The organism is Spirillospora sp. NPDC048911 (genome assembly GCF_043198015.1).
In the GTDB taxonomy this organism is placed as follows: Bacteria; Actinomycetota; Actinomycetes; order Streptosporangiales; family Streptosporangiaceae; genus Spirillospora.
The window spans coordinates 178226-198479 of record NZ_JBICUD010000013.1; the positions used below are offsets into that span (position 1 = coordinate 178226).

Consider the following 20254-nt stretch of genomic DNA (forward strand, 5'->3'; position numbering starts at 1 on the left):
ACTCGGCTCTGACCAGATGAGCTTCGCGAGATCCAAGAGGGAGCCAGCTTCACTGCTTCGCTCCGACAAATTGGACGTCGTGCGGTGTCATACCTGGACGCGGCACGGCTTCAGGGTCAGCGAGAACGAAGCGGCCAGGGTCCTCGGACCGGAATCCGGCCCGGAGAAACACATCACGCGCCGGAGTGTTCCGCGAAGTGGGCACCAACAGGCCAACAGTGCCCGCAACAACCAGATCTGCTAGTTCGAGAACCGCTGCAAGGAAGATAGTACCGACGTCCAGTCCGATGACGCGACAGCTCACCGCCAGCGCCATGACCGTGTTCCCGTCCACAACGCAAGCGCACGCCAGCCCATAGTCCGCGAAACGATCGCGCACGCGTCCGACATAAAGATGGCAGCCGCGCGTTGACATCGCGAGCAGCTCCGCCTCGTCCACTCGCAGACCTGTGGTCGAGAATTGCGTCGTGCGAGAGAGGAGCTCGGCGACCCGGCCCAGTTCCTCTTCGGACGGACTGCCTACCTCAATCACCACCTCCAGGTTCGTCAGGAATTCTTCGGGACTCGCGCTGTCCGACCGTTCGTCCCGGGCAAGCATGGCGCGCGTCGTCTCGGTGCGGGTCTTGGCCTCCTGTGTCGAACTGCGTGGCTCGCATCCCGGCATGGCCAGCAGGCGCGCACGGAACTCATGCACGGGAGAATCGACGAGCTGGATTCCCGGCAGGTGCCGACGCACCTCGGCTCGTTCGACGGGGTTGTCGTCAAGAAAGAGAACCTGATCGGCGGAGAAGCCGAGGCGAGAGCAGAGCATCCGGAGGTTCTTCGATTTGGCATCCCAGTTGATCTGATGGGTCACGAAATCGTCCGGACGCAGGATGAGAGGGTGCCGAAGCGCCTCCCATGCCCGGAGGGTCGCATGCTCATCGCCTCTGCTGCAGGTGCTCAACAGCGCACCGCGCTCCTTGAGGAGGCGAAGCGCTTGATGAAGTCCGAGATGGGTCCAACGGCTGGTCGTATCGACATCGAGCCAGCCGGGACCCTCGTCGGCGAGTATTCCGGGCCAGAGAGTGCCATCGAGGTCCACTGCCACACACTTGACCCGACCGATACCACGGTGGATCTCCCAGCAGCTGAGGTATTCGTCGGCCAGGATCCTTCCAAGCCGCGGCAACTGGTGAACGTCGTCGATCTCGGGATCGACCATTCCGCCATGGTGCCCGAAGGGGAACACGGTGTCGTCGAAGAGGTATGCGGCTCCCTCTCGAACGGCGAGGCGCTCCTCGTCTATGACCATGATGTTCCCCGACGGAGCCTCACCCGCGAGCGCGTCTATATGGCCGTTGAGATCGGCCAGGATACGCCGGAAGTTCACCGGCTGCCGAAAGTCTGAGCGGCCGAAGGGAGAGAACGCGGGGGGCGCGACGTTGTGCACCAACGCGAGCCGTCCCTCCGCCACATTATTGAGCTCCTTGATTCTTCCTGCAATGGAACGTTTGAGCGCCTCCAGACGCCGCGCCCTTACCTCAGGCGCTACGAGCGCACCGTAGTCCCATAGGCGAGATAGATACATTTCACCGGGAAACTGCAGGACGACTATATCCGGGTCATAATCCCCCACGTCACGCTCCAGAATACCGGGCTCGGAGGGCCAGCGGTGCGTCACCTGGACGTCCAGCCCGCGACGCAGACCAGCCCGTTTCAAGCTCTCAATCGTGAACTGGCCAACGCATCCGCCGATGATGAGGACACTCAGCACCGAGAGCGAAACGTCATCTCCGAGGTCCTCCACCCCGATGGGATCAGGCTGCCAATAGGGCCGCTCCCGCCAGCCCGCGGGCCCGTGGCCGACGGTCAGGTCATCCTGGCGGGCCACGCTGACGAGCCTGGCAGCGGCCCGCTCTGTGAGGGCATCCTCACTCTCACTCGCAAGCATGCCACGCGCCGCCAAAGCCCCGAGTAGGGCGGAGGGGCCGACATCGTCCCGGGCCACATCCCGCAGAGCATCGGCCGTGACTGGCCCATCACCGAGCGTCTCCAAGAGTTCGGCGACCTGGGGATTTACCACCAGTCGTTCACCAGTAATCAAGTTTGTCAGAATCCCACAATCGGCGACACGTATCAACTTCGCATACTTACTAAGTCGGCGGGGGGGCTGGCGGTTGCCCGAGTAAGCAAGCGGCGCGCCAGAATCACTAGCCACGGGTCGGCAGGATAGCAACGCACCCCCCGGGAAATCTGCGTGATGTAGATCACATTGCCAATCGGACTTGTCTTGATCATATTTGGGATTGTGTGCATCCCAGCACGGCGAAGGACATCCCTAAGCAGCAGCCGATGAATGCCATCGGCAGGAGCGTGCATGAGACTGACCATGTCACCGGACCTGGTAACCACAATCTCGCTTGACGCCGCACAGACATTGGCTGCTGATCGCAATCGTCTGATCAGCCTGCTGACCTCGATCGCTACCGTGGATGCGGCAACCGATGAGGTCCATCGCTCTATCTCTGCCCTTGCGGGCGCCCGATGGGAACTGTGTGTTCACGCCCCGCAGCAGCTCGGCACTGTTGCCACCTTCTTGCCGTCTAACAACGTGTTGTACTCGTATGTCCTCTACGGGCTTATCCCTGCTTTCTACTCCGAGCAGGTCGTTCTCCGACCATCCGCTCGCAGTTCTGCTGCCACCGAGGCAATCCATCGTGAGATGTCCGACCTGCTACCAGAGTCACTGTCAGACCGAGTCACATTGCTTCCGACCACGCAGCAACGACTAATCGATCTGGCACGGGACGCAGACATTGTCGTTTTTACTGGTCAGTACGAAAACGGACTCTCAGTCGCTGACCGAATCGGCGGGCGGCCACGCATGTTGCTGTTCGGCTCCGGACCCAACCCCGTCGTTGTCGGGCCGGCCGCCGAGCTGGTCGGCGCGGCGAGGGACATTCTGCGCGCACGCCTCTACAACTCGGGCCAAGACTGCCTCTGCCCCGACCTGATCTTCGCTCACGTGTCAGTGGCAGAACGGCTGGTGAGAGAGATCGCCAACGGCCTGGCCGGAACGCGTGTGGGAGAACGCGACGATCCGCGTACTACCGTCGCCCCTCTAGTCTATCCCGACGCCGTCGAAACTGCGGCGGCCTTCCTCCACGAGCACCGACACAACATCCGCCATGGCGGCGCAGTCGAGACCGGGTCGGGCGTGGTCGAGCCCAGCGTCGTCGTCTTCGATGAGGACGCCGAACTGCATCCACCCGAGCTGTTCTCCCCGGTGTTCGCGATCGTCCCGTACAGCGATGCCCAGGTGATCACTCGCTGGGCTGCGGACAGACGCGAATATCAGCGAGGGATGTACCTCTCGAACTACGGTGAGCCCGCTCTGCCGCACGATGTTGTCGGTTCTGCGGTCGTGTGTCACAGCGCCACGGCCTTCGACATCGAGAACGGCAACCGACCGTTCGGAGGGCATGGCGTCGCCGCCAGCAGCGTCCATTACGACGGCCAGGTGTGGACCGGTCCGCTGCTGCTTTCCGAACAGGCCGCACGGCTGAACCGACCAGCAGACATCCGCGAACGCGCCATAGGCGCTCTGGGGGCCCCGGCCCCACCCGCAGTAGAGAACCTGCAAGCCGCCACGGCCCGCCGTATGAGGGGGCCGCGGTGACTGACCTCTGGACAGCGCTAGCAGCCGCATTCGCCGACGCGGGTGTTGCGGCGGTCTTTGGGCTCCCACCCGACGCAGCCGGGCTTCTCGACGCTGCCGACGCAGAGGGGCGGCTCCGGGCGATCCCAGTTCGTGATCAGCGTGCGGGGGCATGCCATGCCATCGGGTACGCGCAGGTATCCGGACAGCCCGTCGTGCTCGAACTCTCATCGGGCCCGGCGTTCCTCAACGCCCTCGTCGGCGTTTCCGAGGCCGCATCGGTAGGAGCACCGGTCATCGTGGTCACGACCCGGTCACCCGGAAATGGACTCGGACGAGGCGGCTTCCAGGAACTCGACCAGCAGGGGATCGGTGGCCCTCTCGTAGGCTGGTCCTACCGGGTCGAACGCCCAGAGATGCTCGCTTGGGCGGCTCGGCGGGCGACTGCCCTCGCCATGCAATCTCGTCCGTCCGTCACTCTCCTGGAGATCACGAGCGAGCTCGCCGGCGAAGAGATACCGCAGTCCATCGGCGAGCCGAACCGGCTGGCTCGCTGCCTACCACTTGACAGCGATCTTGAACGAGCCGAACAGATGATGAGGCGCGCACGAAGGCCGTTGATTCTGGTAGGTGGAGGCGCAAGGCACGGGGGCTGTAGAGCCGCCCTCGAACGGTTGGCTGAAGTGTGGCAAGCCGCACTCGCCACCACGGCATCAGGCAGAGGAACTGTCGACGAGCACCATGCGCTGGCTTGTGGTCTGGTCGGCCTCTATGCAACGCCGCCGCTCAACGGCGTGTTCGACAACACCGACGTCATCCTCGCAGTGGGAACGCGCTGGGAGGAAACGGCGAGGATGAACTGGCCTGGGTTGACGGCCGCCTCGATCATCCACGTTGATCGCGATGTCACCGCCTTCGGCCAGGCGGTGCCCGCTGACGTGCCGCTCCTCGGGGATGCTGGCGCCACCGTACGGACGCTGTTGAGTCGCATCTCGCGTCCTATGCCGGATGATGCGGAACCTTCGCGACGCGATTGGCTTGACGCGGTTGTGACCGCTCAAGCGAAGGCTCAGGAGATCAGCTGGGGAGACTTCGAGATCAGCCCGTCCAGCGCCGCGATTCGTCGCGTTGGCGAAAGACTCGGCGATTCATTCGTCTTCGTACAGGACAACGGGATCCACGATATCTGGGGATACCACTTTCCGCTCCTGCGGATTGGCCCGTCTAGCACCGCCATCGTGCCAGGGGAGCAAACGATGATGGGATACGGGTTGGGGGCGGCCGTAGGAGCCGCTCTGGCAGAGCGCACGCGGCCGGTCCTCGCCACCTGTGGCGACGGTGCCTTTTCGATGAGCCTTCCTGCCTTGCTCACCGCCGCAGAGCATCGTTGCCGGGTCGTGATCATCGTCTTTGATAACCAGGGGTTTGGGTGGCCCCGGGTGGTGCGCAGGGAGGAGGGGAGAGGCGAGGAGCGCGTCACCCGTTTCGCCGCTCCCCTCTCCGTCGTGGAACTCGCTCGGGCGCATGGTGCGACAGCGGCAACCGTCCGTTCGGCGGCAGAGCTCGATCTGTTCCTGAACGAGGCGCTCCCCCTTGTCCACGACGGCACGGCCGCAGTAGTGCATGTGCCCACCCGCGACACTGACATTCCGCCCGGAGTTCAACGCCACTTCATCGAGGCAAGGAGGAACGGTGACGCAGACTGAGATCGTCCAGGAACTTGCGCGAATAGCCCATGAGGTCGCCGAGGTGGACATCGAGGCGGCGACTTCCGACAAGTCATTGATCACAGATCTCCTCGTCGACTCACTTTCCGTGGTCGAGATCTACTTGACCGCAGAGGACACATTCGGTGTGCGGATACCAGAGGAGGACCTCGTGGACTTTCGCACCCTTGGTGACGCCGCCGAGTACATCCGCCGCGCTCTGGCCGGATGATGGAGAATTGCGAAAGCGCTCGAAGTGCGGCTCTGACCTGGGGACAGATGAGCCCGTGGCGCCTCGACGCCGCAAACGCGATCGTCGCCCCCGAGCTGCTGAACCGCAACAATCTGAGCTATCACTGGGTCCTGACTGCGCCGGTCCGACTGGAGACCTGTCTTCAGGCGATCAAGCAGCTCGCCGAGAGACATGAGGCGCTGCGCACGAGCTATCCGATCTCACCTCTGACTGGCGAACCCCACCAGTCAATCCAGCAGGAAGCGGAACCCGCGGTCGAGGTCCTTGACCGAAGGCACCTGCTCAACAGGTTCGGCTCTCTGGCCTCCTACATCGACCGAACCGGCGACGTACCGTTCGAGCTCGCTGAGCGGCCGCCCGTACGGTTCACGCTCATACGGGATAACGAGCTTGTGCAGGACGTGGCCTTCTTCGTACACCACATCGTGGTGGACGATTGGGGGGTCCAGTTTCTCTGGGACGACCTGACATCGATCCTCGAAATGGAAACCCGAACGCGCACGCTGGGCACCGCGACCCGAGTCGAACAGCCTGTCGACCGGGCCCGATACGAGTCCTCCGCCGCAGGCGCCGAACGCAATATCCGAAGCCTGCGGCACTGGGACGCGACGCTGGAACGCTGCCCACCGACGGCTCTGCCTTTCTCTCCGATGCCGTTCCCGGAGGGTGAGAACTGCACGGCAGAGATCAAGTCGCATCTCCTCGGTCCGGCGCTCGCCCGGTTGTCGCGCCTCGCCCGTGCACCAGAATCTCAGCTTTGCCTCGCCCTTACGGCGCTGCTGTACACCTCGTTCACCCGAACAAGGCGCTGCGTGGTCCACTGTTTGGTTTCCAACCGATTCACAGCGCCCCCATCGGTGTCATGCGCGTTCCAAATCCTTCCGGTGGCCCTCAACCTCAGCGAGGTAATCGACCTTGAAGAACTCCTTGAGCTGACCCGCAGGGAGTCCAAGGCGCTCCTACTACACGGCAGGTACAACCTCATCGACCGTTTGGAGCTCGCCCTCCGCAAGCAGGCGACCACATCACACAACTTGTTCCACCGGATCGAATTCAACTACGTCGTACCCAGCCGCAACACCTCCGAGCCGTCACGGGAGGTAGTGCCGGAGCATAGAGCCGCGGCCCAGACGCCTGAAACTCGGTTCCGCTGGGAACTCAGCCAGGAGGATCCACTTCCAGACCTGTTCAGTGTGCGGGTGGTCAACCACAAGGTCGATGGCGTGGTCGAAATTCGCCTCGGCACCAACACGGCCATCTGTGACCAACAGAGATGCCTGGAACTGCTTACATGGTTCGAGACTACGGTGCTCGACCTTGCCGAGTCGCATGACTTCGACATCGGCACAAAGCTTGGCCGACTTGTCGAAGGCATCCCTCTGATCGAAACGTCAGCAGACGCCGAGCCGATGCTCTATCAGGGCCAGCCGGTGGACCGAACGGCGATCAGGCGGACGCTGGCCAGGGCAGCGCCGTCGGCAACCCGGACCGAGGTCCTGCTGGGCCGATCGCACTCTGGCGGAGACCATCTCGTAGCGTGCCTTGCCGCCGAACTCGATGGCGTCACCGTACAGAACCTGCGCCGGAGGCTGATCACAGCGATGGAAGCGGACCCATCGTTCGTCATGCCCGACCGCTTCATCGTGTGTCCTGAACCACCTGACGATCCCGAAAGGCTGGAGAGCTGGGCAACTGCGGCTGGCCGCTCTGAGCGCGGGTACGACGCCGATGGTCGAGCGGGATCGGTTCAGCCGCCGCAGACGGCTGCTGAAATGGTGCTCGCCGACGCGATCAGGCGGCTCCCGGGCGAGGCCACGCTCGATTTTGCCCTTTCCTATGTGGAGTGCTCCGGCCGACTCTCCCGGGCTGGCGAGATCGTGCGACGGGTGCACGAAGAAGGCTTCTCAGGAATTACCCATCTCGATTTCGCCACCCTGACGCCCCTCACTGATATAGCCGCCGCCATGTGCCACAGATGAATCCTTCCCAGCGACCAAGGAGCCATCGATGGTAGGAACGCCTCTCTCGCGCGAGACCCGCTCCGCCCATCTGTCCAAAGCACTCCGCGAGTCGATTCGCGCTCAAAGGTTCGAGGAGATCATCGACTTCGGGTCGGACGAGATCGAGTATCCAGTCCAAGGCGCACCGATCCGGACCATGCCCTTTCTCGACCTGGCTGTTATCGAACTCAATGCCGACGATAGGCCTGTGGCCGCTGCCAACGCCCTGCTCTCTCCCGATTACCCCGACCCCGTCGAGGTGGAACTCGATGAGGACTGGGGTACGTCGGCCGTCCGATGGGTCCGTTGGGACGCGGCGGCGTGGGAGGCAGGTACCTGTGGAACTGAGGAAGCCGCCGGCAGCACGGCCACGGCTCCCTACAGGTTCATGTCTCCTTATCCAGCGTGCATCCACAAACTGATGGTGGCCTTTCGTGTGCTGCGCCTCGTAGACGAGGGAATTCTCGATCTTGAAGCGACCTACTCCTATCAACCGGAAGCGGATGATCGGCCACGCGGCTCCTGTCGGCCCGGCACACGCACGCTTCATGAATGGCTCGACCGAATGATCACCATCTCCGAGAATCAGGCGGGTTGCGCTCTGATCAAGTTGCTCCACGATCGTGGAGAGATCGAGGCCATGCACGCTGAGCTGCACGACCTCGGCCTGCGGACCCTCCGCCTCGATGGGACCAATCCCCGCAGCGGTGGGCGGTGGCAGGAGGGCCAGATCACGATGACCGCACTGGATACCGCTCGCCTTCTGGTGATCATCAATGGTGCGCCAGGGACTCTCTGGCGCAGGACTTCTGGCGGGACCGTTGACGGTGAGCTCCTCTCCGCCGACTCACGTCGGCTCCTCGTTGGGCTGCTCCTCGACCAGGGTTACAACGAGGTTCTTTCCACGTCGAACTGGTTCGGGGCCGACTACCCGTCACAGGGGATCCCGCATGCCGTGTCGCGCAGATGGATCGCGCCAGAGGACGGAACCGTCACCATGCCTGACCTTGCGTATGGACGAGACGTACGTTCTGGACTGAAGACAGCCGAAGTCACATTCGCTCATAAGATCGGCCAGACGTTCAACACAGGCGCCGATGCGGGAATTGTGAAGTCGCTGCCAGGAAAGCCAGAGCGGCGTTACGTCGTGGCTGTGTTCTCCAACCTAGGCATCAGATTCGCAGATCCAAGGTTCGCCGGTTTCACAAAACTGCCGGCAGCCTTCCCTGGGCAGGTTCAGTTCACCGAGAAATTCGCCGGGCTGGGTCGTTCAATCGACAAGGCGCTAGTGGCGATGTCTGACCGATAGGGAGGATCTGTGACCGACTTCCCTTGGAGAGGTGCAGAGTATGGACGGCTTCGCGATTTTCTTGATAGCAAAAACCTGGAAACACCCTATCTCGTGACGGATCCCGCAATCGCGGCCGACAGATACCACCGTATTCGTAGCGCTTTTCCGAAAGCACACCTCTTCTACGCGGTGAAGGCGAATCCCGAACCCGTACTCCTACGGGCGCTCGCCGAACTGGGGGGATCGTTCGACGTCGCAAGTCCACAAGAAATCGATATGTGTTTGGGTGCGGGCATCCCCGCATCGGCTCTGTGCTATGGCAGCACCATCAAAAAACCGACAGATATATGCCACGCTTATGATCACGGCATACGCCTCTTTGCCTTTGACAGTGTCGGTGAACTTCGAAAACTTGCGATGTACGCTCCAGGGGCGTCCGTCTTCTGTCGACTTCTCGTAGACAATACCGGTGCGCAGTGGCCCCTCGGTCGCAAGTTCGGCTGTCCTCCGGAGATGGCCGTGGAGCTGTTGGACGACGCCCGGCAAAGCGGGCTGACCGCCGTTGGCGTGTCCTTCCATGTCGGTTCACAGCAGCTAGATCCGTCGAGCTGGGATCGAGGGATCCAGCTAGCTGCCAAGACGTTCTACGAATCCGCCCGTAACGGCCTGCATCTGGAGCTACTCAATCTGGGCGGCGGATTCCCGGCCCGGTACACGAGGGCGGTGCCATCGATCGACTACTACGCGAACCGCATACAGAGATCTTTGCGGCTGCATTTCGGTGATGCCATGCCGACCGTGATGCTGGAACCAGGTAGGTACATCTCTGCGGAGGCAGGGGTCATCCGTTCCCAGGTGGTGCTCGTGACCCGCAGGACGCCGGCAGATGATCGCCGCTGGGTGTACCTGGACATCGGTCGTTTCGGTGGCCTCCCCGAAACGGAGGGGGAAGCAATCCGCTACCCGCTTGTGACCCGGCACGACGGGTGTCCCGCCGGGCCGGTGATCCTCGCCGGGCCGACCTGTGATAGCGCCGACGTACTTTACGACAAAGCAGGATACGCACTGCCACTGGCACTGAGAGAAGGCGACCACGTTGACATTATCTCGGCTGGAGCATATACCGCAACGTATTCATCCTCGGGATTCAACGGTTTCCCGCCATTGAAGTCGTACACTCTTGAACGCTCGACTGCAATACACATAGGCCTGCAGCCACCTGGGAACAGCAGAACATGAGCACCCCTATGCATGCTCACCCGTCTGATGGAGGGATTCCGAGCGGCAGCATCAGAACAGAAAAACTACGGCGAATTAGAGTCCCAGACTGGCGCACTGACTTCACACATCTCTCCGCCCGAATTGAGCACGAGGAACCGGTCGAAATCAGCTGCGAACCAGCGGTCGTGTGTCACGCAGAGCACGGTCCCCGTGTACTCACTGAGCCCGATCTGAAGGGCTTCCGCGCTCGCCAGGTCGAGATTGTCCGTCGGCTCGTCCAGCAACAGCAAGGTCGCTCCGGACAGTTCGAGCAGAAGAATCTGCAAGCGGGCCTGTTGCCCGCCCGACACTGCCTCGAAGCGATGGTCCCCCACCACGGCGAGCTCGTATCGCGAGAGTGCGGACATGGCCTCGTCGCGCGCGCAGGCGCCCTCGCCCATAGCGATCTCCACCAGCGATCGCCCGTGCAGATCCGAACGCGCATGGACCTGGCTGAAGTGACCGACTGTAACGCGGGACCCGAATCGATACGACCCGGTATGTGCGATCTCCTCGCCGGCCAACAGGCGCAGCAGATGCGACTTTCCCGTCCCGTTCCCGCCGAGAAGGGCCACGCGCTCGCCGTACCGAACCTCCAGATCAAACGGCGCGACCAATCCGGCGAGCTGAAGTCCCTCGCAGACCAGCACACGTTTTCCGGTGCGGCCACCGCGCAGCCGCACCTTGACCGTCTGCTCCTTGGGTGCGATCTCGGGCGCCCCCGCTTCCTCGAAGCGACGCAACCGGCTCCGTGCCGCCTGGTACGAAGGGGCCATCGCGCTGTTGTAACTCGCTTTATGTCGCATTGCGCTGGCAAGCCTCTTGAGCTTGGCGTGTTCCTCGTCCCATCGGCGGCGAACCTCGTCAAGCCGCTCGTTGCGGAGCCTTCGGGCCTGCCCGTAGCCGGCGTACCCACCGCCGTGCACCCAGACCTGACCTTGCTCCACCGTAATGATCTTGTCGGCCACGGCGGCGATGAGATGCCGGTCGTGGGACACCATCAGCACCGTCTTGGTCGAACCTCGAAGCCTGTTCTCCAACCATTGCTTCGTCGGCACGTCCAGGTAGTTGTCCGGCTCGTCGAGCAACAGGACTTCCTCGGGACCGCCCAGCAGTGCCTCCAGAACCAGGCGCTTCTGTTCGCCACCGGACAGGTCACCAACCTTTCGATCACACACCTGGTCGTAGCCGAGCCCAAGTGCGGCGGTCGCGCAGCCGTCCCAAGTCACCTCCATCTCGTAGCCACCCGCGTCCGCGTAGAAGTTGATCGCGTGCGCGTAGCGCATCTGGGCCGCCTCGTCGTCACGTTGCCGCATGTCACGCTCGGCGGCGTCCAGAGCCGTAACCGCCTCGCGGATCGGGCGCGGCGCGACAGAGACCAGCAGATCTCGTACCGTCTGGTTCGCGGAGGAGCCTTCTGTCTCCCCACCGACGAACTGCCGCATGACACCGATCTCGCCCGAGACCGCCACCGCCCCCCCATCCGGCTGGACGGCCCCGGCGACAATGCGCAGCAGGGTCGACTTTCCCGCTCCGTTCGGCCCTACGAGCACTCCTTTGGCTCCTTCGCCGAGTTGAAACGAGATCTCATCGAGCAGACGCCGTCCGTCCGGCAGGTGGTAGGAGACGTGGCTCGCATCGATGTGGCCCATACCTCAATCTTCCTTGCGGGTCTCGGACGGCGGGCGAATGCTCATGGGCACCTCCCGGCATCGGGTAAGCAAGTGGCCGACAGCCGCCTCTTCGAATCCGATGTCATGGAGTCGCCGCCGCGCCAGCCGTCTGAGTCGTTCGGCGGTTTGATCAGACGAGGGCGGTGGAGTTGTGCCCCTTGCGCCAGGGACCACGCTGTCATCCTCGGTTCGATGAACGTACTCGTCCTGATAATCGATGTGCACAGCCAGCGGAAGAACCTGTTCCAGAATCTCGAATATCTCATCGTGGTACCCGTCGGCAAGCCCTCTCCGCAACGCATGTATTCCATAACCTACGTGGCGGGACTCGTCTCTCAGCATCGCGGTGAAACCCGTCTTGATGCCCTGCAGGAAAGATACTCGGCCAAGCCCTTGCACAAGCGTGCGCTGGCCGTCGAGCGCAAGAAGCCCTTCCGTGACAAAATGAAACAGCGTGACCGCTCGGAGCCAGCACCCATGGTCACGTGGGTGCCGTGCGAGGTCCTTGATGATGTCAGCCTCCACAATGCTGATCAGGCGATAAGCGGGCGGCAGGCTGGACCATGCACCGGGCAACTGATCTGCCAGGGCACCGCTTACCCCGAGCACCTCCTCCGTGATTCTTGCCATCATCATCGTGTGCCGAGACTCGTCTGCGATCTGAGTGCCGAGAAAGAGGAGGTCATCCTCGCCAGGACACGCGGCCAGGATTGGCCCGAGCAACTCCAGCCCAGTGTACTCGCCAACTAGGAACGTGTTCATGACCTGTGTCAGTCGGTCGCGCGTGACTGCAGGGATTCGACGCGTCCAATCCTGGCGGTCGAGTCCGAGCTCCACTTCTTGCGCAGACCACTGCTGGCGCTCCCAACGCCCGTACAGGCCACGCGCGTCAAGCTGTCTGGCTATCACAGCATCGGCATGACCAGCGGTTTCTGCCGTCGTAAGGAGCGGCATCGCGTCAAGTTGCGCCTCATCTAGCAGGAAAGTACTCCATCGCCCCATGGAAACTCCTTCGGGATGTAGACCCATAGTATCCCAACAGTTATGATCTTCGGAAGGAGAATGTTCGAGGCGTCTCGTGATCACCGGAGGGCAGATGGCCGCGAGATCGGATTCGTCATTGGCAGAGTATGCAGAGGTTCCTCTCATAGAGGGAAGGTCGAGCGAGCAAAAGCTGATCGCCACCATTGCCACAGAGCTGTCAATCCTGCTTGAGAGGCGCTATCGCGATTGTGCCGATATGGAGCCCGAACAGATACCTATCGTCATGGTCGTTGGCTCTTATGTGATGACACAAGTAAAATCGTTCATCGCTGCCGCGGAGTCGCGTGGGGTCAGGATGCTTCCATCCACGTCGCTAGGCCTTGAGCCCGTGCGGCTTCTCCAGCCGTTCGTCGCCCGTACCGGGTGGTGTGGCCCGTGCTACGCGATCAGCACGCCCGAGGCGGACGGACGCCAGGCAGCACGGTGGGCAGCAGCCATCGGAACGTCCGCTTTCGTCGTCACCGTACGACCCGTTGTCGGTCGGTACATGTTGTCTGTGTCGATGGCTAGGCCGGCATGACCCGTGGTTACGGCACGCTGACAATCGACCGAGAGCCTGTCGATTCAGTGATGTTGCGGAGGCTTGTCGACGACGCGACAGCGGCCGTCCCGAAAATGGGCGACGGCGAATGCCTTGCCTGCGCCTCCGACGACCCGCTCTCCGTCCTGGTGACCGTGCTGGCCGCCCGGAATCTGGCCCTGCCCGCTGTACTCGGCGACCGACCTTTCGACAGTGCACAAGCCACCCCGAAGGTCGGGACGAGACTGCTCGTTCGGTCGGGAGCTGTAGAGGCTTGCCGAACGCCAGATCCAAAAGGCCTCCCAGTCCCAGCCGACACCGCGGTCGTGTTCTGGACCTCAGGGACCTCCGGTGAACCCAAAGCCGTGTTGCACGGTGCAGAGGCCATGGAATACCAAGCGTCGGCCACCGCCGAGCAGCTGCACATCGGCAATAAAGACAGTCTCCTGTTGCCGTTGCCTCTCACCCATTCCTACGGGCACAGCGTGATGTCGACATGGCTACTCACAGGCGCCGCCCTTCATATCCAGCACGGTTTCCGAGCGGAGCCCATCGCTCGTGCCCTGACGACGGATCGAATGACCACCCTTGATGGCGTGCCGACCAGCTACTTACTACTCCTGCGAATGGCTCGCTCCGATCCTGGTCTGCGACGGGCGCTCGCATCGTTGAGGGTCCGCGGATGCGGAGGGGATCTTCTTCCGAGGTCGTTGGCTGAACGGTTCATTCTGGAGGTCGGTGTCCCCCTACATGACGGCTATGGGCTAACAGAAGCGGGCCCCAACGTGGCGATCGGCTCGCCCTCGCAACACAGACTCGGAACGGTCGGGAAACCCCTATCGGGCACTGAGGTGCGGATCGACCCTCAAGCTGGCGAGCTGCTGGTGCGGAGCCCCAGCCTCATGCTGGGTTACTTGGGCTCCCCGGGGGCCGGATTCACTGACGACGGCTGGCTGCTAACCGGAGACGCGGGTGCCATCGACTCAGACGGCTTCGTTCAGATCCTCGGCAGACGGAAGGAAACGATCATTGTTCACGGCGAGACCTTCCCTCCAGAGACACTCGAAGAGGCCATCGCTTCGTGTCCCGGCGTCGAGGCGTCGGGAGTAGTTGGCCTGCCAAGCGGACAGCCGAGGGGCGACCAGGTCATCGCCTTCGTGGAGGTTAACCCGACGTCACCAGCCTCCGAAGCCGCCAGGGCCTCTTCGGAAAGGGGCACCCGCACAGCGGCTCAACGTATCCGCGAAGCCTGCGCGACCGTTTTGCCGCCGCAGTTCGTACCTCGTCACGTCGTGGTGGTCTCAAAGATTCCTCGACTTCAGTCGCAGAAGGTGGACAGGCGTGCGCTGCGCAGGATGGCCCAAAAGATCGACAAGGGAGCTCTGACATGAGCGTCCGCCTTACCGGAATCGGCCTTGTCACCGGTTTTGGTCAGGGGGCCCACCGCTTCTGGAACGGCCTTCTGGAGACAGCCACCCTGCCAGTGCACGATGAACCCGACGTGGGCCCGTTCCCCATTCGAGGCATCAGGTACACGACACCGACCTCCCCCAAACGGCTGGTCATGCTCGATCTCGCACTCCGTGAAGCCCTCGCTGACGCCTCATTGGAAGCTGTGCCAGAGGACGCGCTTGTGATGCGGGTAGGCCAGGGACCGGAACCGGGATCGCCACCGAACGCCGCCGCTGCAGAGATGCTCGACATGTGGCCATGGCGGCATCCGCTGCTGCCCGCGTCGTGCGAGCAGATCCACCTCTCCCATGCATGCGCGTCCGCCGCCGTTGCTGTCGGATTCGCTCGCGACTGGCTTGCGGCTGACCTGGCCGAGATCGTGGTGGTGGCCGGAGTCTCCGCACTCAACGGCTACGAGAACCTCGGCATGCACGTCAGCCGTGCGCTGACAGCGGGATCGCCCTTGCCCTTCGACCGCGCGCGCTCGGGGATCGTACTTGGGGACGGCGCGGGCGTTCTCATTCTAGAAACAGTCCCGCACGCCGCACATAGGGGTGCGACATCAGACATCGAGGTGGCTGGGGCCGTCTCTCGGGTGGCCGCTGGCGATGCCTCCTCATCTGACCCCGATGTGGTCACTGACTGCACGCTCCGTGCCGTCCGACAGGCCGACCTCGCAACGGGGCCGGCCGGAACGCCGTACATCCATGCCCACGCAACCGGGACCGTCCAGGGCGATGCCGCAGAGATTGCGGGCCTGGAGGATCTAGCTGCTCGAATGGACTGGGACAATGTCCCAGTCAGTTCCCATAAGGGAGCGATTGGCCATCTAATGCATGCCTCGGCCTTTCCCGCCGTGGCAGCGGGCGTCTACACGATGCGCGAACGGCTGGCGCCCGGGACCTCCCGCCTCTCTGATCCTGAAAACACCCACCGACTACATCTGCTGGCCGATGCCGTTCCATGCAACGCGAGGTCAGTGCTGGTCACAAGTTTCGGGTTCGCCGGCAACAGCGCTGCACTGGTGCTCACACACCGACCTGAAGAGCAGCCCGGATGAGCCAGCCTCTCTCCGCCTCCGGTCGGCTGAGTTTCAGCCAACTCCTACGTCATCGTGGAGTGAGTCTTTTGCTTTCACACCGCGCCACTCCCGGATACGGCATACGGGGTGCTCCGATGGCGACGCCCTTGCCATCGAATGAACACAGGTCACAGGACAGGCACCTCGGGCAATCCAAAGACGGCCGGGTTGGTCTTAGCTTTTTCACGGAGATCGACGCTCGAGTCACCGACCCAAGGATGGAGCGGCCCGAAGAGTTCTGGATTCACGAAGTACATCAACGCCATACGCTCGGAAAGCCGATGATTTCGCACCTGGTGATCGAGAGCATTTATCGCTCCACCTGTGAGATCCGCGAGAACGGACGCCGGCATGACAAGCACCTTGCCCGGAGGTGTTTCCACCGGCACCGGAGAATCTTGGCCCGGGAATATCTCCAACCCTGGTCCGGTCGTATAGATCACGGTGAGCAGATGTCCATCCTCATGTCGATCCTGAAGAAGGTCACGATCCGACGATGCCATGTAATTGTTGAGCTGAAGGTAGGAAGCGGCCTTGAACGTGGGCGTGGCATCACTCCCAAAATGCCGTGCGAGGCCGTGGAACAGTTTCTCAAGGAAAGGGATGAGAACATCCCTCCAGCTAAGAAGTGCGCCCGTGAGAGGCATGATCTCGGCAGAGTTAGGGATGGTTCCCACACGATCCGACCAGAGCGCGAACCGCTCATTCAGATCGGGCCTTTCCGGAGATATCGAATACTCCTTCCCCATCGGGAGATATCCGAAATTCGGGTCCTCCGCAGAATACCGTGACTTAGCTTCGAGTGAGCGAGAGAAAAAGCTCCTTCCTTGCCGAAGCACTTCCGACAGAATGGCGGCGCCACTTGCGTCAAGGTCTAGCATTGAATAGCCGGACTCGATCAGGTCACGGCAAGCTTCATCTGCAGTCGTGGACACGAACACACACCCCTTAAGCTCGTTACCATAGCCCGTGCGGGACTGACGCGATAAGATATTAGTGATCAACGACGGGAAGGTCAATAGCATCTACCAAAGCCGCATGAGCGGCACGAGATAACATGGATGATACCTTAGGTCAAGAACTTTCTTTCGCCAACACAACCAGCATCTTAACCTGGACGATAAATGACTTTTCTGTGCCCTTTTTCAAGTAAGCAGTTCTTTGTGTACTCCTGCATGAGGTATCGCAGTGGGAATAAAAGATACGCTCGCGCTCCCGATCGAGACACTCGAGGTGAGCGCAAGTTCGTGGTCGGCCGCCCTCAGCCAGTGGACGGCCCATCGGATGCGGCGGTCGACATCGAACTCGCCCTCTAGTTGATTGGCCGAGAAGGACGACTATCGCTTTCATTTATGGCCTGAATTTAGACTTACCCAAAGGGGTCATGCGCGAATCGAGCAAGCACTCTACTGCGGATCCCCTGAAATACCTTCCGCCGAATACGCTGCACATCGGGCTGATCCCATATAATTTCATGTTGAACCTTGCGCGCCACGCCAGACCAATGCAAACTGGCCGCATAGGCTAGATCTTCACTGCCATCACACCAAGTACCAAACAAAAGAGGAGCATCATGTTCGCCGACATGGGACGACTCGTAATTTACGCAGAAGACAACCTTTCACCCGACGGAAAACTTCCATGGGCTCTCGTTCGCTACCGATCCTCTGACGTAGTCGCGGTTATCGACAGCACTCGAGCGGGAATGGACGTGGCCGACGCGCTCAAGATAGAGACCGATTACCGACTGGCCACATCACGCAACCTTTCCGAGGCATTGAATCGACAACCCAACACCTTCGTTATCGGATACTCACCGCTTCGCTCTGTCTTTCCAGATGAATGGCGCAAGGTCACTCTGGAAGCGATATCGGCAAGACTAAACATAGCCAATCCCCTACCTTACTACTTGACTAACGACAAGGAGATATCCGAAGCCGCAAGGGCCGCCGGTGTTCGGATTTGGGATGTCCGCAAGCCCCCTGGAGAAGAATACCTACCAACATATCAACCACACCGAACCGGCAGTCATGTTGTCCTAACGGTGGGATCAGACCAGACAGTCGGGAAAATGACTGCCGGTATCGAGCTGAATCAGCGCGCCATTGGTCGCCACCTCAATAGCGCTTTCCTGGCCACTGGTCAGACCGGCATGCTGGTGTCCGGCGATGGCCTGCCGGCGGACCAGGTAGTCACCGACTACCTGACTGGGCACGTCGAAAGATGGGTGCTGCAATACGTCCGGCAACATGACTTGATTTTCGTGGAAGGCCAAGGGGCTCTCAATGACCTGGCCACCAGTTCACTGAACTTGGGAATGATCCACGGAACTCTTCCCGATTCTATGATTTTCTGTCACCGCGCCGGCGCTACTGCGCCGCGACAGTATCCGCAGTGCAAGTTTCCTCCGCTCCGAGAACTCTTGGAAATGAACGAAACTGCAGCAAACTGGTTCCATCACACAAAATCCAGCAAAGTGGTCGGCATAACAGTGAACACTCAGGGCCTGTCACTGGATGAGGCGAAAGCCGAACTGGCACGCATCGAGGACGAAGTTGGGCTTCCGGCAACCGACGTAATTAGATTCGGCAGCACCTCGCTTCTCGACGCGGTCTTGGATAACGCCGCGGCGACTACAGGGACGCTGCGGGCGGCGGGCGGCGGAGCGTCGGCGTAGGCGGCCCCGAGCAGGGATGCAGGCAAGCGGCTGGCTCGGCGATGTCGGCGACGAGAGCCGTGAGCGGGGGCTGGTTGTGGCATCTGATCGCCGCGTCGATGAGAGGCCACACCGTTATCGCGGGATCAGCGTGGCCGACAGGATCCGGTATTTGCTCTGGTCGTCGATCGAGGCGTCGAGGGCAGTGGAGCACAGCAAGTAGCGATCTCTAGACTCGGCTGCCCGGGTCGTCAGGGTCAGCGAGTCCAGTTTGTCACCGGCTGCATTGAGGAGGCCTCCGGCACGGGTCGGTGGTGGCAACTGGTGGGAACTTGTGCTCTCCGCGTTGAAGCCGATTCGGTCGTCGGCGCTGACCAGCACGGTGAACATTGTGGACATCTCCGCGTGACCTGCGCTGCGTTTGGCCACGGTCGCGATGCGCTGTCGGGCGTCTTCTAGAGCGCTGTGCATCGCGGCTGTGAGGTCGTCGGGTGGCGTTGGGGGTGTCGAGGCCGGCGAGCGTGTCGCCTACGATCGCGGCCGCGAGTTCGCCGCCGATGGTAATGCCGGCTCGTTCGGCGACGGCGGTGAGCCAGGTTCCTGCGTGCATGGCGTCGGAGGCTGTCGGGTCAGCACCGGGATCGGTATGGACGGCGAAGGTGAAGGCCAATCTCAGTATGACGCTCCGGGTGGGATGAGCGATCGGGTCAGCGGTGTGGTTCTCGTTCTGGGCGCGGGTCGACCTGGGGTCTCGGTCTGCCTGACGAAGTCGGGCACAACATCTGAGCCAGGGGCGCGGCGTGAAATCGTGAGCCTGGGGAAGCCAAGGTCGTTCCGAGGGCGACCGACTCTTGGCAGTGGTCAGAGGTTTTGCCGTCAACCTCCCCGACGGCGTCATTTTGGTCGCCGGCCAGCGGCTCATGCCGGCCGTAGCACAAGAGCCCTGATCATCTGCCGATGATCAGGGCTCGAGATCATCTGCCGCTCATCTGCCATCGGGATCTAACGTGAGCAGGTGGACATCCCTGTAGGCGGTGTCCCCTGGCTGCGCTCCGCAGCACCCAGGGACGCCGCCCTGAGTCCGGCGATCACGTCTCGATCAGCCTGGAGGGTCGGCTGCCCGACTGGCTTCCCGGGTCGCGCCGAGCAGCTTGAGCAGGTCTGCGGTGGGCACTCGGTAGCAGGTACCGATGCGGAGGACCCGGCAGGGGAACTGGTCACGGCGGGCGAGGTCGTAGGCGTAGGTCCGTGAGAGGCCGAGGGCGCGGGCGGCGGTCATGATGTCGACGACGGTGGGGAGCTCGGGCAGATCCTTGTACTTGAGGGTTTCCACAGTGAACCTCCGGTAGGTGGAGTGGGCAGGGTGGCGGTGCCGAGCGCGACGGTCAGGTGAAGCACCAGCCGCCGTCGCAGGACGCGTCAGAGTCGTCGATGGGAAGCGGGTCTTCGAGTGGGACCACGGCGGAGAGCGGCGCGTTGTAGCGGGTCAGCCAGACAGGGTCGCGTTCCAGCATGCGGCGGCGGGCGTTGAGGGTGTCTTCCAGGTGGCACGCCTTGGCAAACAGGTCAGGCTGGTCGCGGCGCATGTCCTTCCATGTGTTCAGCCGGTGGAATGGGCACGTTATTGCGAATATGGAGTAACGATCTTGTTTGCTCGCCGGTGATTTGACCCGTCTGT

At 62.0% G+C, this 20254-nt stretch carries 16 protein-coding genes; 9 read left to right on the forward strand and 7 right to left on the reverse strand.

Going from position 1 to position 20254, the window contains the following annotated elements; genetic code table 11:
- Positions 1 to 49 precede the first annotated feature (49 nt).
- Positions 50 to 1873 (reverse strand): HAD-IIIC family phosphatase, encoded by a 1824-nt coding sequence (locus tag ACGFNU_RS44005; RefSeq protein ID WP_392602618.1) that lies wholly within the window; start codon positions 1871 to 1873, stop codon positions 50 to 52.
- Positions 1874 to 2359: 486 nt separating this feature from the next.
- Here ACGFNU_RS44005 and ACGFNU_RS44010 point away from each other — a divergent pair, with 486 nt between their 5' ends.
- From ACGFNU_RS44010 to ACGFNU_RS44035, 6 genes are read left to right on the forward strand one after another with little or no spacing between them, the layout of a single operon-like run.
- Positions 2360 to 3661: an aldehyde dehydrogenase family protein gene (locus ACGFNU_RS44010; RefSeq protein WP_392602619.1), complete on the forward strand. Its 1302-nt coding sequence runs from the start codon at positions 2360 to 2362 to the stop codon at positions 3659 to 3661.
- Positions 3658 to 5346 (forward strand): thiamine pyrophosphate-binding protein, encoded by a 1689-nt coding sequence (locus ACGFNU_RS44015; protein WP_392602620.1) that lies wholly within the window; start codon positions 3658 to 3660, stop codon positions 5344 to 5346. Before ACGFNU_RS44010 ends, ACGFNU_RS44015 begins: the two co-directional genes overlap by 4 nt.
- Entirely contained in the window at positions 5333 to 5578 is a 246-nt protein-coding gene (locus ACGFNU_RS44020; RefSeq protein WP_392602621.1) for an acyl carrier protein, read from the forward strand. The genes ACGFNU_RS44015 and ACGFNU_RS44020 overlap by 14 nt, the downstream gene beginning before the upstream one ends.
- Before the next feature lie 47 nt (positions 5579 to 5625).
- Entirely contained in the window at positions 5626 to 7578 is a 1953-nt protein-coding gene (locus tag ACGFNU_RS44025) for a condensation domain-containing protein (protein ID WP_392602622.1), read from the forward strand.
- Between the two features lie 28 nt (positions 7579 to 7606).
- Complete coding sequence (locus ACGFNU_RS44030) at positions 7607 to 8908, forward strand: serine hydrolase (protein WP_392602623.1); 1302 nt, start codon at positions 7607 to 7609, stop codon at positions 8906 to 8908.
- A 9-nt stretch (positions 8909 to 8917) separates the two neighbouring features.
- Positions 8918 to 10129, forward strand: coding sequence for a type III PLP-dependent enzyme (locus ACGFNU_RS44035; protein ID WP_392602624.1), 1212 nt, complete (start codon positions 8918 to 8920; stop codon positions 10127 to 10129).
- A gap of 65 nt (positions 10130 to 10194) precedes the next feature.
- Here the strand turns inward: ACGFNU_RS44035 and ACGFNU_RS44040 are convergent, their stop codons facing one another.
- Together ACGFNU_RS44040 and ACGFNU_RS44045 are read right to left on the reverse strand one after the other, a co-directional pair.
- A complete protein-coding gene (locus tag ACGFNU_RS44040; protein WP_392602625.1) occupies positions 10195 to 11802 on the reverse strand; it encodes an ABC-F family ATP-binding cassette domain-containing protein in 1608 nt (535 codons plus the stop codon).
- Between the two features lie 3 nt (positions 11803 to 11805).
- On the reverse strand, positions 11806 to 12825 hold the full coding sequence (locus tag ACGFNU_RS44045) for a hypothetical protein (protein ID WP_392602626.1): 1020 nt from the start codon (positions 12823 to 12825) through the stop codon (positions 11806 to 11808).
- A 558-nt stretch (positions 12826 to 13383) separates the two neighbouring features.
- Here ACGFNU_RS44045 and ACGFNU_RS44050 point away from each other — a divergent pair.
- Positions 13384 to 14778: a class I adenylate-forming enzyme family protein gene (locus tag ACGFNU_RS44050; RefSeq protein ID WP_392602627.1), complete on the forward strand. Its 1395-nt coding sequence runs from the start codon at positions 13384 to 13386 to the stop codon at positions 14776 to 14778.
- Positions 14775 to 15899 (forward strand): beta-ketoacyl synthase N-terminal-like domain-containing protein, encoded by a 1125-nt coding sequence (locus tag ACGFNU_RS44055; protein ID WP_392602628.1) that lies wholly within the window; start codon positions 14775 to 14777, stop codon positions 15897 to 15899. The genes ACGFNU_RS44050 and ACGFNU_RS44055 overlap by 4 nt, the downstream gene beginning before the upstream one ends.
- A gap of 149 nt (positions 15900 to 16048) precedes the next feature.
- Here ACGFNU_RS44055 and ACGFNU_RS44060 read toward each other — a convergent pair whose 3' ends face one another.
- The gene (locus ACGFNU_RS44060) at positions 16049 to 16855 is read right to left on the reverse strand and encodes a 2OG-Fe(II) oxygenase family protein (protein WP_392602629.1); all 807 of its coding nucleotides are present in this window, start codon (positions 16853 to 16855) and stop codon (positions 16049 to 16051) included.
- A 638-nt stretch (positions 16856 to 17493) separates the two neighbouring features.
- Between ACGFNU_RS44060 and ACGFNU_RS44065 the strand changes: the two genes are divergently transcribed.
- Positions 17494 to 18597 (forward strand): DUF1611 domain-containing protein, encoded by a 1104-nt coding sequence (locus ACGFNU_RS44065; protein ID WP_392602630.1) that lies wholly within the window; start codon positions 17494 to 17496, stop codon positions 18595 to 18597.
- Between the two features lie 114 nt (positions 18598 to 18711).
- On the opposite strand, the gene ACGFNU_RS44070 is transcribed toward ACGFNU_RS44065, so the two are convergent.
- From ACGFNU_RS44070 to ACGFNU_RS44080, 3 genes are all read right to left on the reverse strand, one after another.
- Positions 18712 to 18966 carry a hypothetical protein gene (locus tag ACGFNU_RS44070; RefSeq protein WP_392602631.1) on the reverse strand — a complete coding sequence of 85 codons (255 nt, stop codon included), beginning with the start codon at positions 18964 to 18966 and terminating at the stop codon, positions 18712 to 18714.
- Between the two features lie 709 nt (positions 18967 to 19675).
- Entirely contained in the window at positions 19676 to 19909 is a 234-nt protein-coding gene (locus tag ACGFNU_RS44075; RefSeq protein WP_392602632.1) for a helix-turn-helix domain-containing protein, read from the reverse strand.
- Between the two features lie 52 nt (positions 19910 to 19961).
- Complete coding sequence (locus tag ACGFNU_RS44080) at positions 19962 to 20162, reverse strand: hypothetical protein (protein WP_392602633.1); 201 nt, start codon at positions 20160 to 20162, stop codon at positions 19962 to 19964.
- Positions 20163 to 20254 lie beyond the last annotated feature (92 nt).

Coding starts and splice junctions, on each gene's coding strand:
- ACGFNU_RS44010 (WP_392602619.1), top strand. CDS start 2,360: ATGAGACTGACCATGTCACCGGACCTGGTAACCACAATCTCGCTTGAC.
- ACGFNU_RS44025 (WP_392602622.1), top strand. CDS start 5,626: ATGAGCCCGTGGCGCCTCGACGCCGCAAACGCGATCGTCGCCCCCGAG.
- ACGFNU_RS44030 (WP_392602623.1), top strand. CDS start 7,607: ATGGTAGGAACGCCTCTCTCGCGCGAGACCCGCTCCGCCCATCTGTCC.
- ACGFNU_RS44040 (WP_392602625.1), bottom strand. CDS start 11,802: ATGGGCCACATCGATGCGAGCCACGTCTCCTACCACCTGCCGGACGGA.
- ACGFNU_RS44045 (WP_392602626.1), bottom strand. CDS start 12,825: ATGGGGCGATGGAGTACTTTCCTGCTAGATGAGGCGCAACTTGACGCG.
- ACGFNU_RS44050 (WP_392602627.1), top strand. CDS start 13,384: ATGACCCGTGGTTACGGCACGCTGACAATCGACCGAGAGCCTGTCGAT.
- ACGFNU_RS44055 (WP_392602628.1), top strand. CDS start 14,775: ATGAGCGTCCGCCTTACCGGAATCGGCCTTGTCACCGGTTTTGGTCAG.
- ACGFNU_RS44065 (WP_392602630.1), top strand. CDS start 17,494: ATGTTCGCCGACATGGGACGACTCGTAATTTACGCAGAAGACAACCTT.
- ACGFNU_RS44070 (WP_392602631.1), bottom strand. CDS start 18,966: ATGTTCACCGTGCTGGTCAGCGCCGACGACCGAATCGGCTTCAACGCG.
- ACGFNU_RS44080 (WP_392602633.1), bottom strand. CDS start 20,162: ATGCGCCGCGACCAGCCTGACCTGTTTGCCAAGGCGTGCCACCTGGAA.